This is a genomic window from Rhizobium sp. K102, assembly GCF_022385315.1.
In the GTDB taxonomy this organism is placed as follows: Bacteria; Pseudomonadota; Alphaproteobacteria; order Rhizobiales; family Rhizobiaceae; genus Rhizobium; species Rhizobium croatiense.
The window spans coordinates 28,419-40,699 of sequence record NZ_CP092437.1; the positions used below are offsets into that span (position 1 = coordinate 28,419).

Here is a 12,281-nt window from a genome sequence, read left to right on the forward strand (position 1 = left end):
GGTCAGCGCCTCCCCTGCCCGGATCGGCGGGCAAATGCCAGGCCGCTTTCGGGATCGAACAGATGAACGCGGGCCGGATCGGCATCGATCATGATCCGGTCGCCCTGAACAGGCGCAAAGTGACCGGCTTCATGGATGATGATCTGCTCCTCCTGCCCGGCAAGATTGCCGTAGACATAGGTCTCGGTGCCGAGGCCTTCGTGATACTGGACGACGAACGGCAGACCGCCCTCGCTGGAACGGGAGAAATGCGCGGGCCTTATGCCGGCAAGCACATCCTGTCCGACGGCGACGCCCCTGGGGTCGACATCACTGACGATCCGGCCGCCGCTGACGACATCGATGACGACGCCGCTGTCACCGATGGCGGCGACCTTGCCCTTGACGATGTTCATGCGCGGCGAGCCGAGGAAGCCGGCGACGAAGAGATTGCGCGGGTGGTCGAAGAGTTCGAGCGGTGCGCCGACCTGCTCGACCCGCCCGGCGCGCAGCACGACGATCTTGTCGGCCATCGTCATCGCCTCGACCTGGTCGTGCGTCACATAGATCATCGTCGTCTTGATCTCGCGGTGGAGCTTGGTGATCTCCGCCCGGGTCTGGACGCGCAGCGCCGCATCGAGATTGGAAAGCGGCTCGTCGAAGAGGAAAATATCCGGTTCGCGCACGATCGCCCGGCCGATCGCCACGCGCTGGCGCTGACCGCCGGAAAGCTGCTTCGGGCGCCGGTCGAGATAGGGTTCGATCGCCAGCATCCTGGCGGCTTCGGCGATGCGAGCGTCGATCTCAGCGCGCTTGAACTTCAGATTCTCCAGGCCGAAAGCGAGATTCTTGCGCACGCTCATATGCGGATAAAGCGCATAGGACTGAAAGACCATGGCGATCTTGCGCTCGGCCGGCGAAAGGGCGCTGACATCGCGGCGGCCGATCGCAATTGCGCCCGACGTGACCTCTTCGAGGCCGGCAATGACGCGCAGCAGGGTCGACTTGCCGCAGCCCGATGGGCCGACGAAGACGACGAACTCGCCGTCCTTGATATCGAGATCGACGTCATGCAGCACTTTGACGGAGCCATACGACTTGTTAACGGTGGAAAGTTTCAGTTCTGCCATGCCCCACTCCCATCGGGTGCCGCCGTTTCGAAGACGACGTCGATTGCGTTCCAGCCTTGCGGCAGCGGTGTCGGCCTTGTGATCCGCACCTCGTTCATCAAGATCCCGGTGACATCAGCCGCGTAGACGGCGGGCATTCCGCCGGGATAGTTCTGCAGGCCGATCACCCGCCCGTCCGCGCCGCGCGTCCAGGCATTGGCGCGGCCGCCGCCCTCGGCCTTCGGCGCGAGATCGGCATTTGTCGGGCGCAGGTCGTAGGACTGCGCGGTGCCGAGCTTACCGGGCTGCTGATCGATGGCGATCCGGGCGAGCGACACATTGCGGATGCCTGCCGGCGCGGCCGCGATGACAGTGATCGCTCCCTCCATGCGGCCCGTTACGTCCTCGACAATGAGATTTTCGACGGCGCCCGCAGGCCGTTCGGCGATACGGTCGACGATATTCACGGTCAATGCTTCGCCCGAGCCCCAGAAACCATCCGGCGTTTCGCTGCACTCTACGGCAATCCGGGAAAACCTCACATTCGATATCCGGCCGCCGTCGCGGGAGAAGATGCCGAGCGCCCTGTTGGAAGACGAAACGCTGCAGTCCTCGAACACGACGTTGCTGACATCTCCATGCGTTTCCGTGCCGATCTTCAGCGCGCAGCTGAGGCTCTGAACAGCGCAGCGGCGCACGACAATGTTCTCGCATCGTCCGATGGCCACACCGTCAGGCCCGATGCTGGTCTTCAGGCAGATGCCGTCGTCGGCCGTCGATATCCTGCAATCCTCGATGACGGCGCTGCGGCAGGCGTCGAGCACGATGCCATCGGTATTGGGAAGGCGGCGGTCGTTTTCGATCGTGACGTTGCGGACCGCGAGATCGGTGCAGCCGACGAAGTGCAGCGTCCACATCGGCGAGCGGCTGATGGTGATGGAACTGATCTCGACCTCGTCGCAGTCTTCGAAGACGACGACGCGCGGACGGAATTCGGCCGGGATGAAGGTGCCGACGCTCTCGTCATCTCCGATGATGAAGCTCTCGCAGCCGGCCTCGATGCGCCCTTCCCCGGTCAGCCCGATCCGTCGTGCGCCCTTGGCGACGATCATGCCGCGATCGGATTTTTCGGCGATCACCGAAACCGTGGTATGCGCGTAGGCCGCATAGTCGGGGACGGGACGCAGGACGGCGCCGGCTGCAAGATGCAGATCGACGCCCGAAAGGAGCTGGAGCCCCCGGCAGAGGTGGATGCCCGCCAGGAGCTCCAGGCGTCCGCCGCCGGAAGCTGAAAGAGTGTCGATTGCCGCCTGCAGGCGATCGGTGTTGTCGCCGTCGAATGCCTCGATCGTGACGAGGGAGGTGGCACTCATTGGCGTCGGCCGCTCTCGATAAGGACTTCGGTCAGCAGCAGCATGGTCAGCGCCTGGCCATAAGGGGTCGGCAGGTTCGGAATGCGCCGGTAGAAGTCGAGGTCATGGCCCATCGGCGTGCCGTCCGAAACGCCGTGGACGACGCCCTCCTCGTCGATCTGGGCCAGCACGGCCTTCAGCGCGCGCTCCGCATGGACCTTCTCGCTCTCGCCGAGAATGCCGGCATCGATGGCGCGCAAAATGCCGTAGGCGATGCCCGCCGTGGCCGAGGTTTCCAGCGGCGAAGAGGGATCGTCGAGCAGCGTCGTGAACATGCCGTCCGGCCGCTGATATGCTTTCAGGGAACGCACCTGGCTGACGAGGACGTTCGACAGGAACCGCCGGTCCTTCTCGCCGAGCGTCGGCACGAGATCGAAGAGTTCGGGAATGGCGACGGTGATCCAGGCATTGCCGCGGGCCCAGAAGGCATTGGCGAAATTGTGCCGGCCGTTGAAGGTCCAGCCGTGATACCAGAGCCCGCTCACCGGATCGGAGAGATAGCGGGTGTGGATGACGAACTGGTAGACGGCCTCGTCGATCCAGTCGTTGCGCTTGCAGAGCACGCCGGCCCGCGCGAGGAACAGGCAGGCCATGAACAGCGTGTCGTCCCACAATTCGCCGTCGTTGAGGCGTTCCTTGACGACGTGCTGGAAGCCGCCCTCCTCCGTCTTCGGCAATTCCTTGACGAGCCATTCGGCCCAGTCCTCGACGAGGGCGCGAAAGTCAGGACGATCGACATGCTCGACAAGGATCGCGAGCGGCAGCATCGGCGCCGTGCTATTGATCTGGCGCGGCGGCAGGCCGCGGTCGATCTGGCCGCTGTACCAGACGACGAGCTCCTGCAACGCCTTCTGGTCATTGGTGGAGATTGCGCGTCGGAGAAAGCCGTAAAGGCCGACACCGACTTCCCAGTCCCACTCGTCGAACTGGATTCCGGAGGTGGCGCTTCCACTGACGAGACCTTCCTTGATGCCTCGGAGCCGGCTGAAAGCCGTTGCCACGCGATCAATCGTCGTCAGGAGGGCGGCGTTATCGACAGATGCTGTGTTCATGCTGGAGACCTATGTTTCAGGAATAAAAGGGTCCGTCAGTGCCGGCGCCGGAGGCAGCACTGTCGTGGGTGAGGATCGGGTGCGGCTGATCATGGGTGAACGGCCGGGGCTTGCCGCCGATGGAAAGGCCGTCGGCATAGGAAAGAGAGAGCGCCGCGCCACCCGGCGGCGTCAGCGTCAGCAGGCGGCGCGCACGGTCGAAGGCAACCGTTGTCTGGCAAAGGCGTTCGAGGAAGGCCTTGAAGGCGTCGCCATTGCCGCATCCGACGATGGCCGCCCAGCTGCCGAGCGGCCCGTAGGAGCGCGCCTCGCGGCCGGCGGTCGGCCCATCGGCGATCAGTTCCAGGCCGTTAGACGCCCAGAGGGCTGCAAATCCCCTGCCCGACCGGGCGATCAGCCATTTGTCTTCGACGATGAGATCGTCGAGACCGTCGCGGCCGATATAGGCATGCGTCCATGCATGCCGCGCGTCGCTTGTGTCCTCGATCAGCAGGGCGATATCGCGATGCTGGGCAACCCGCGGCAGGATGCCGTTGCCGGCCCAGTAGGACGGCCTTTGATTGCCCCACGGATCATCTTCGCCGGGATGGTTGACCCACAGCCTCGCCATCGGATGGCCGGCGAGCCGGATATCCAGAACATGCTGCTGGTGCCCCTTCCGGCCAGTCTTGTGATCGACGACCGTCGAAAGCTGCGCCGCCTCGTTCTTGAACAGCACGAGCTTTCCGCTCTCGAGCCCCTGGCTGTAACGCGCCTCGACGCTTCTTCCCCGCGACAGCGAAGCCAGCTCGGCGAGATCGGCCGGCGGCTCATAATCGCCGGCGCAGAACATCGTCAGTGCCGCAACGCCGTTGTTGAGCCAGCCGGTGCCGAAGGCCACCTGGGCGAAGGGGGCAAGCTCGGTCAGCGGGCCGGCGCGCAGTTCCTTGTCGTAGGCGCGGCCCTGCGAGCCGGAGGGAACGCCGGCCAGCGTATGAAGGGCGATCATGCGGAAGATGAGGTCGATCTGACCGCGGGCGCGATCGGCGATCCCGCTCTCCGCCCAGCGCTCCAGCGCCAGCAGGCCGATGAAATCGATCGGGTAATAGGCGGCCGAATTCCACTCCGCCAGGCCATGGGCCTCGACGCTGTCGAACCAGCGCCCGAGCCGCTCGACGGCGAGTTCCGCCTGCTGTCGTCCCGTGCGGCCCGAGGCCGAAAAGATCGCGTCCGGCAAGAGAAGCCCGGCCAGCAGCTGGCTGGTATGGAAGCAGAGCACATGGTTCTCGCTCCAGAACCACATCGCGTCATTGCCCGGCTCGTCGACCCAGTAGCGGTAGGAAAGGACCGAACGGCGGATGCGTTCGACCGTCGCCTCCGGCATCCGGTCGCCATAGGCGCCGAGCAGCCACAGGAGCGGCACCATGATGAAATCGGAGCAATCCTCGCGCGCATCGATGGAGGCGAGCGTCGCGTCGACGATGCGGTCGAAGCTTTCCGGATCGAGATGGCCGGTTTCCATCATCGCGATCAGCCGCCCGGCGCGGTTGGCGCCGAAGCGGGCGCTGTATTCCAGCGCGTGGCGCTTGCGGGCGGCAAGCGATGCCTCTTCCGGCAATGGCGAGATGCTGCTCATGAAGGCGGCATCGATGACGCGGGTGACCGAGCCTGGCCCGGAGCCGATCGTCATGTGGATGCCGTGATAGCCGTCGGTAATGCCGCAGACATCCTCGGCGACCAGACGGTCCTGATGGGCGTGAAGGGTTAGTTTCGAATGCGCGAGAACCGGCCGCTCATGGCCATGGCCGACGACCTTGAGTTCGACGGGCAGGTCGCGCTCGGGCGCCGTGTCGAAGATGATCTCCAGCGGCTGATTAACGAAGACGTCGCGGGCCGGGCGTACGCCGCGCGAAAGCGCTTCCAGTTCGCGCACCTCGTCCTGATCGAGTGCGACCGGCAGCAGCACGCAGAGCGGTTCCTTGTCCAGCATTTCGAGCTCGAAGAACCAGCTCGTATCGCGTTCGGCGAGGTCTTCGGTATGGACGAGAATCTCGTTGTCGCCGGCTTCGAGCGGCAGCGCGATCTCGGTTGCGCTCTCGGTGTTGCGTTTGAACGGCTCGAAACGCACGGCCTCCTGGCCGTTGACCCATATGCGAACGCCGCCGCAGGTCTTGAGCGCGAGATTGAGCCGGCGCGGCGCGTCCGTCCTGAACGTGCCCTTCAGCCATCGGCTGACATGCGTCGGCACATGCCAGAAGCTGGTGAATTCGACACGGCGGTTCGAGCCGGGAAGATAGAGGCTTTCGGTCGGCCAGGACGTGTCGGGGGCGAGCTCGCGACCGACCATGGTGGACCAGAAGGCCTTGCGGCACGGCAGGTCGCCGACATCGACGAAACCGTTGATGAAACGATAGTTCACGCGATCTTCGGCCGGGGCCGGTTCGCCGGGAAAATAGCGCTCGATGAGGGCGGAAACGGCCCATGCCGTGATCGTCTGCCCCTCGGCGACGCCATAAACTGGCACCATGTCGTCCGGCTGCTTGATGCTTTCCGTTTTCACAGATCGCCTCCTCCGCAATCCTATGAAAATATTTTCATTAGGTGATTTGGGTGCGTTATTTTTGAAAATTGCTCAAAAACATCGCCATTCGCTTAGAAAATAGCTTGACGGGACGAATGTCAAGTATATGAAATTCACTTATCGATGGCTGATGCCGCGATTGATGAAAATGTTTTCATGGGAGGATGAAAATGAAAACCTATCTTTCAGGGGCTTTCGCACTGGCGCTGGCCACCGTTTCTTTCGCTTGGTCCAGCGTGGCCATGGCTGAAACCCAGACGATCACCTTTCTCTTCACCGACGACGACCAGGCTTACGTCGAGCGGATGGAAGCGCTGAGCAAGGAATTCGAGACCGCGCATCCCGACATCAAGGTGAACTTCGTCTCCTCGGGTTATGATGCCGTCGCCAAGCAGCTGCCGGTGCAGCTCGCCATCGGCGAAGGTCCCGACATCGCCAAGATCACCGACTGGCAGCTGGCGCCCTATTACCTCGACATGCGGCCGCTGATGAAGGATCCCGACGGCTTCGCCAAGCTGCACGGCGACAGCCTGAACACGCTTCGCTTCCCCGGCGTCAACGATCCGAATTCGATCAACGGCTATGTCGCGTCGCAGACCTTCAACCTGCCCTTCGTCAACAAGACGCTGTTCGAGCAGGCGAAAGAACCGCTTCCGAAGCCGACCGCCACGCTGAAGGACATCGTTGAAGCTTCCGCTCGCGTCGCCAAGGCGACCGGCGCCCAGATCCCCTTCACGATGGACCGCTCGGGCCACCGCTTCTCCGGCGCGGCCTTCTCCTACGGCTCGAACTACGTCAAGGACGGCAAGTTCTCGTTCCCGGACGATGCCGCCAAGCACTACATCACCGATCTCTACAACTGGACGAAGGATGGCTCTTTCCCGAAGGAAATGTGGGGGGCTGCCGGCGGAACCCAGTACAAGAACATGGGTGACGAGTTCGTCAACGGCAACGTCGTGACCTATCTTGCCGGCAACTGGATGGTCAATCCGTTCCAGAAGAAGATCGGCGACGCCTTCGACTGGACGGCGATCAGCGCGCCCTGCGGCGATGCCGGCTGCTACGCGATGCCGGGCGGCACCGCGATCGTCGGCTTCAAGCGCACCAAGCATCCTGAGGCTGTCGCCGCTTTCATCGAGTTCCTCGGCTCTGAAAAGATCCAGCGTGAAATCGCCGAAAACTACGTCATCCTGACCGGCGCCGACATCAAGGATCCGCAGTACAAGCTCGAGAGCCAGAACGCCAAGGAGGCCATGGCCGTCTTCCTTTCGGCCCGCAACAGCGCGCCGAAGGCAGCCCGCGACCTCGAACGCCTGAAGGGTTCGTCCGCCATCTATCAGCTCATCGTCCAGCGGATGAGCCAGCTGATCGTCGGCGAACTTTCCCTTGAAGACACGTTCAAGGCGATGAGCGCGGACGTCGACAAGGTCAACGTGGCGCTCGCCGCCAACAAGTAACCGGCCGCGCCTGTCTCCCACAGATTGCGCGCTGCATCAGCCACGGCCTCGCAACGGGCCGTGGCTGATCGTTTTTTGGCGGCCTCTGACGAGCAGGCACCCGCCGCGGCAGATCGGCGCGGATAGAAAGGTTGGTTCTTTGCCGTCGTGACACGGACTTCGCGAGCGGTTATAGCCGTTCGGCCTGCGCGGCGCGCTGGCGTCAGGCTCAACTTACTGAAGCCGGCAAACCGGCGGCAGTCCAGCACATTGAGGTGCATCTCCATGCCACTCGGCTCCGAGCATCCGCTGCGAAGGGAACTTCACAACGAGCTCCATGCGCGCCCGTCGCTTTATTTCGATGGCGATACCGACGTCTGGCACGTCGCCATCGTCGGCGAGAACGGCCCTCCTTCGCCGCCGGATTCCCTGCCGGGACTGGAAGATGTGACCACGACCGGCGAGGGCAACCACGGCATCGGCCGCGTCGGCGACGGCCGGCTGAAATGGGAAGCCCATACCGAGTTCCTCACCCTCACTTTCGTCGTGCCGGCATCGGCCGAACCCGGCAGCAACCCACCGGAAGCCTTTCGAGCCTGCTGCGGCCAGATTGGCGGCAGGATCATCGCCGCCGTGCGCGTGCTGGTGCGTGACGAAAAGGACGGGCGCATCCTGGAAAAACCCAAGCTCGACTATGTCGCTTCGCGGGTCGGCGGCGGCGACGCGGATGTGCATTCGAACTTTCGACTGACCGATAGCGGGTTCCTCGAGTTCCTGTTCTTCAACCGCAACCTCAACGCCTATCGCACCGGCCGCATGGTCCGGCGTTTCCTGGAAATCGAGACATATCGGATGATGGCGCTGCTTGCGTTGCCGATGGCGCGCGAGACTGTGTCGAAGCTTTCCGCCTTCGACCAGCGCCTCGATCTCCTGATCGTCCATATGCAGAGCGCTGTCAAAGTGGACAAGGCGCTGTTATCCGAGGTGACCAGGCTCTCCTCCGATGTGCTCAACTTCTCGGCACTCGCCCGCCACCGCTTCGGTGCGACGAAAGCCTATGCCGAGATCGTGGCGAGCAGGCTGTCGGAGCTTCGTGAAGAACGGGTCGAGCAAAGGCAAAGGCTCGGTACGTTCATCGACCGGCGCTTCCAACCGGCTGTCCGCTCGGTCTATGCGGCAGAACGGCGCCTCGACGAACTGGCGGAACGCGTCAGCCTGGCCGGAGACCTGCTCAGAACCACCGTGCAGGTTCAGCTCGAAGATCAGAACGCCTCACTGCTGACCTCGATGGAAGAGCGGGCGCGCATCCAGGTGCATATCCAGCAGGCGGTCGAAGGCTTTTCGGTCATTGCCATCACCTATTACACCGTCGGCCTGGCGAAGATCTGTCTTGAGAGCATCTCCGCCTTGGGTGTCGACCCGCACGTGACGAAGCTCGCCGTTCTCGGAGCCATCCCGCTCGTGTTCTTCGCCGTCTGGACCGCGGTTCGCCATGTCCGCAGAAGCATCACGGGCACGCCGCATGGTCCGGCAGCCGGAAGCCATTGACGCGACCGCCGCCCTTTCGAGGCGGCGGCGTTCTCTTTGCTGCGTTAGAGCCTTTCCTGGTTAGATTGAAGCATTCTTGCGACGGCATCACGTCTTAGTTTTCGAGGTATTACCGCCCGCCGAAGCCAGAGCCGACGGTGATGCCTTTGTAGATCACCCGCTGCAGCACGATCGCGAGAATGACGCCCGGCACCATCGATATTGTCGCGCCCGCCATGATGTAGTTCCAGGAGGTGCCCTGCTGGGTCTGGAACAGAGTGAGTCCGAGCGGCAGCGTGGCTTTGTCGAGGCCGCTGGTGGCGATCAGCGGCCAGAGAAAGCTCTTCCACTGGGCGATGAAAGTGAAGAGCGAGAGCAGGCCGATTGCCGGCATGGCAAGCGGCACGATGACGGTGATCAGGATGCGCAGGCGCGAAGCCCCGTCCATCATCGCCGCCTCGTCGAGATCCTTGGGAATGCCGAGGATGAACTGCCGCAGCAGGAAGGTGCCGAACGAAGAGAAGGCGACCGGCAGGATCATACCGTGATAGGTGTTGATCCAGCCGAGCTTGCTGACGAGGAGGAAGAGCGGGATGACCAGCATCACCTGCGGGATCATCAGCGTGCTGAGGTAGGTGAGCAGCAACCCTTCCCGTCCGGGAAACCGCAGGCGGGCAAAAGCATAGGCCGAGAGGCAGGAGACCACGAGCACGATCGCGGTCACACCGCAGGCGACGATGAAGGAATTCATCAGGAAGGTGCCGAAGGGCAACGAAACCAGCGCCTCGACGAAATTGCCCCACTGATATTCCTCAGGCAGGATGCGCACCGGCACGGCCAGCACTTCGGTATTGGAGCGCACCGCGTTCGACACCATCCAGAAGAACGGAAAAAGGAAGAGCAGCGCGACCAGCGAAAGGCCGGCATAGCTGAAGAAGGTGCCGATCCGCCGCAGGATGCGGCGCCGGTCCGCAGAGACGGAATGCGGATGCCGTGAGGTCGCGTCAGTCGTCATAATGCACCCATTTGCGCTGCATGTGGAACTGCAGGATGGTGAGCGCCATGATCATGACGAACATCACCCAGGCGAGCGCCGAGGCATAGCCCATCTGGAAATTGGTGAAGCCCTTCTGGTAGATGGCGAAGCCGAGAGTGGCGGTCGCCGAGCCGGGGCCGCCGCGCGTCATGGCGAAAATTTCGTCGAAAACCTGCAGCGAGGTGATGGCCGTCATGACGGTGGCGAAGAAGACCGTCGGCGAGATGAGCGGCAGGCGGATGCGCCAGAAGCGCCGCCAGGGCCCCGCCCCGTCGATCATCGCCGCTTCGAGATAGTGTTTCGGCACCAGGTCGAGCGCGGCGTTGAACATCACGACATTGTAGCCGACATTGGCCCAAAGCGTGACGAGCACGACCGCCTGCATCGCCCAGCTCGAACTCAGCAGGAAATTCGGCAGGCCGAGGCCGAGCCAGCGGATGACGTTGTCGGCGAGGCCGTCCGGCGTGAAGATCAGCAGCCACACCACAGAGGCTGCGATCGTCGGGGTGAAGGTCGGCAGGAAGAAGATCACCCGGAAGATCGCCTTGCCGCGCTTGAGGCTCGATATCCAGACCGCGAGCGTCAGCGAGAAGATGATATTCAGTGCCAGATATTCCACCGCGAAAAACAGCGTATTGCCGAAGATGGTGTAGAAAGCGGGATCGACGGTGAAGAGCTTGATATAATTTTGGAAGCCGACGAAGGACGGCGTCGTGAGCAGCTGCCAGTTGGTGAAGGACAGTGCCAGCGACGCCAGGATCGGCAGCGCCATGAAGATCATGAAGCCGAGGAAACTCGGCAGCAGGAACAGCATGGCCGTCTGCGTCTCCGGCTTCAGGAAGCGCCGTGGCTGACCGGGCTGCAGGGTAATTTCGGCAACGGCGCTTTCCGACATGTCTTCCTCCATACGCGGCAACTTGTGCCGCCGCGCTCTATTGCTGCGCGAGGCTCTGGATCGACTCCATCGTTTGCTTGGCGTCGGCGCTGCCGCCGAAGGCGGGCGGGAAATACTGGTTGAACAGGTTTTCCACCGCCGCCCAATTGTTGGTGATCACATAGGGCACCGAATGCGCCAAAGAATAATCGAGCGCTTCGCCGCCATTGGTGATGTCCTTGGCCGCCACCTTGTACCAGGAGGATTGCGAGGCCGAGCGGGCCGGCAGCGCACGGCCCTGTTCGGCGAGATATTGCAGCGCCTCGGGGCTTGTCAGCACCTGGATCGCTTTCCAGGCGGCATCCTTGTTCTTGCTCGTCGTGGCAATGCCGAAGCCGGAGCCTGCCGTGACCGCGGCAAGGTCCTTGTCGTCTTCGCGCGGCAGTGTGGTGAGGCCGATCTTAAACTTCGCCTTGTCCTTCATGCCGATGATCGACCAGGGACCATCGACATACATGGCGACATTACCCGAATTGAACCGACCCTGGATGAATGTGCCGACGTCGGCGCTCGACGGCACCAGCGGCGCGATCTTATCCTTGGCGGCAAAGCCGATCACTTTTTCGGCTGCGGCAATGGCGCTCGGATTGGTAAGATCGAGCTCGCCAGCGTCGTTGACATATTTATCACCCCAAGCCGCCGCCAGGACAGAATAGTTCTGCGGAGTGATGCCGAAGCCGTACTTGCCGTCCTTCGTCAGCTTCTTGGCGGCGTCGGAAAATTCGGCGAGCGTCCAGCCCGGCTTCGGCAACGGAATGCCTGCAGCTTCAAGCGCATCCCGGTTATAATAGACGACCCAAGGACCAACGTCATAGGGTAGACCATAAAGCTGCTTATCAACCGACATGCCGCCGATGATCGATGGCGTAAAGGCGCCGATGTCGAATTTGTCCGCCGCGATCCGGTCATTCAGCGGCTCGAGCAGCGAATAGAAATTCGGCATGCGCAGCGACTGCATCGAAACGATGTCGGCGAGCTGGCCCGACGCCGCCAGCACCGGCAGGCGGGTCCAGTAGTCGACCCAGCCGGTCGTCGTCAGCGTCACCTTGATATCGGGGTATTTGGCGGTCACCATGTCGGCCAGGTGCTGCCAGCCCTTGGTATCGGCCTCGGAACCAGTCCACATCTGCCAAGTCAGATTGATCTGCTCGGCCGATGCTGTTGTGGCAAACAAGCTGCCGCCGACTGCGGCAAGCAAAAGCGTTTTCTTCAGAACCTTCATGGGTTTCTCCTCCC

At 62.7% G+C, this 12,281-nt stretch carries 9 protein-coding genes; 2 read left to right on the top strand and 7 right to left on the bottom strand.

Annotation, left to right across the window (positions count from 1 at the left end; all coding sequences use genetic code 11):
• Positions 1–2 precede the first annotated feature (2 nt).
• From ugpC to MHI61_RS27680, 4 genes are read right to left on the bottom strand one after another with little or no spacing between them, the layout of a single operon-like run.
• Positions 3–1,109 (bottom strand): sn-glycerol-3-phosphate ABC transporter ATP-binding protein UgpC, encoded by a 1,107-nt coding sequence (gene ugpC, locus MHI61_RS27665; RefSeq protein ID WP_239793184.1) that lies wholly within the window; start codon positions 1,107–1,109, stop codon positions 3–5.
• Positions 1,097–2,461, bottom strand: coding sequence for a glycoside hydrolase family 28 protein (locus MHI61_RS27670; protein ID WP_239793185.1), 1,365 nt, complete (start codon positions 2,459–2,461; stop codon positions 1,097–1,099). The genes ugpC and MHI61_RS27670 overlap by 13 nt, the downstream gene beginning before the upstream one ends.
• Positions 2,458–3,552 (bottom strand): glycoside hydrolase family 88 protein, encoded by a 1,095-nt coding sequence (locus MHI61_RS27675; protein ID WP_239793186.1) that lies wholly within the window; start codon positions 3,550–3,552, stop codon positions 2,458–2,460. Before MHI61_RS27675 ends, MHI61_RS27670 begins: the two co-directional genes overlap by 4 nt.
• Positions 3,553–3,568: 16 nt before the next feature.
• The gene (locus MHI61_RS27680) at positions 3,569–6,091 is read right to left on the bottom strand and encodes a hypothetical protein (RefSeq protein ID WP_239793187.1); all 2,523 of its coding nucleotides are present in this window, start codon (positions 6,089–6,091) and stop codon (positions 3,569–3,571) included.
• A 191-nt stretch (positions 6,092–6,282) separates the two neighbouring features.
• Here MHI61_RS27680 and MHI61_RS27685 point away from each other — a divergent pair, with 191 nt between their 5' ends.
• Together MHI61_RS27685 and MHI61_RS27690 are read left to right on the top strand one after the other, a co-directional pair.
• The gene (locus tag MHI61_RS27685; protein ID WP_239793188.1) at positions 6,283–7,569 is read left to right on the top strand and encodes an ABC transporter substrate-binding protein; all 1,287 of its coding nucleotides are present in this window, start codon (positions 6,283–6,285) and stop codon (positions 7,567–7,569) included.
• 264 nt (positions 7,570–7,833) lie between these two features.
• The gene (locus MHI61_RS27690; RefSeq protein ID WP_239793189.1) at positions 7,834–9,096 is read left to right on the top strand and encodes a DUF3422 domain-containing protein; all 1,263 of its coding nucleotides are present in this window, start codon (positions 7,834–7,836) and stop codon (positions 9,094–9,096) included.
• Positions 9,097–9,205: 109 nt separating this feature from the next.
• On the opposite strand, the gene MHI61_RS27695 is transcribed toward MHI61_RS27690, so the two are convergent.
• From MHI61_RS27695 to MHI61_RS27705, 3 genes are read right to left on the bottom strand one after another with little or no spacing between them, the layout of a single operon-like run.
• Positions 9,206–10,090, bottom strand: coding sequence for a carbohydrate ABC transporter permease (locus MHI61_RS27695; RefSeq protein WP_239793190.1), 885 nt, complete (start codon positions 10,088–10,090; stop codon positions 9,206–9,208).
• Positions 10,080–11,006 (bottom strand): sugar ABC transporter permease, encoded by a 927-nt coding sequence (locus MHI61_RS27700; protein ID WP_239793191.1) that lies wholly within the window; start codon positions 11,004–11,006, stop codon positions 10,080–10,082. Before MHI61_RS27700 ends, MHI61_RS27695 begins: the two co-directional genes overlap by 11 nt.
• Positions 11,007–11,043: 37 nt before the next feature.
• On the bottom strand, positions 11,044–12,267 hold the full coding sequence (locus MHI61_RS27705; RefSeq protein WP_239793192.1) for a sugar ABC transporter substrate-binding protein: 1,224 nt from the start codon (positions 12,265–12,267) through the stop codon (positions 11,044–11,046).
• Positions 12,268–12,281 lie beyond the last annotated feature (14 nt).

Excerpts from the sequence above, each read along its gene's own strand:
- MHI61_RS27700 (WP_239793191.1), bottom strand. The coding sequence starts at position 11,006 with ATGTCGGAAAGCGCCGTTGCCGAAATTACCCTGCAGCCCGGTCAGCCA.
- MHI61_RS27670 (WP_239793185.1), bottom strand. The coding sequence starts at position 2,461 with ATGAGTGCCACCTCCCTCGTCACGATCGAGGCATTCGACGGCGACAAC.
- MHI61_RS27705 (WP_239793192.1), bottom strand. The coding sequence starts at position 12,267 with ATGAAGGTTCTGAAGAAAACGCTTTTGCTTGCCGCAGTCGGCGGCAGC.
- MHI61_RS27690 (WP_239793189.1), top strand. The coding sequence starts at position 7,834 with ATGCCACTCGGCTCCGAGCATCCGCTGCGAAGGGAACTTCACAACGAG.
- ugpC (WP_239793184.1), bottom strand. The coding sequence starts at position 1,109 with ATGGCAGAACTGAAACTTTCCACCGTTAACAAGTCGTATGGCTCCGTC.
- MHI61_RS27675 (WP_239793186.1), bottom strand. The coding sequence starts at position 3,552 with ATGAACACAGCATCTGTCGATAACGCCGCCCTCCTGACGACGATTGAT.
- MHI61_RS27695 (WP_239793190.1), bottom strand. The coding sequence starts at position 10,090 with ATGACGACTGACGCGACCTCACGGCATCCGCATTCCGTCTCTGCGGAC.
- MHI61_RS27685 (WP_239793188.1), top strand. The coding sequence starts at position 6,283 with ATGAAAACCTATCTTTCAGGGGCTTTCGCACTGGCGCTGGCCACCGTT.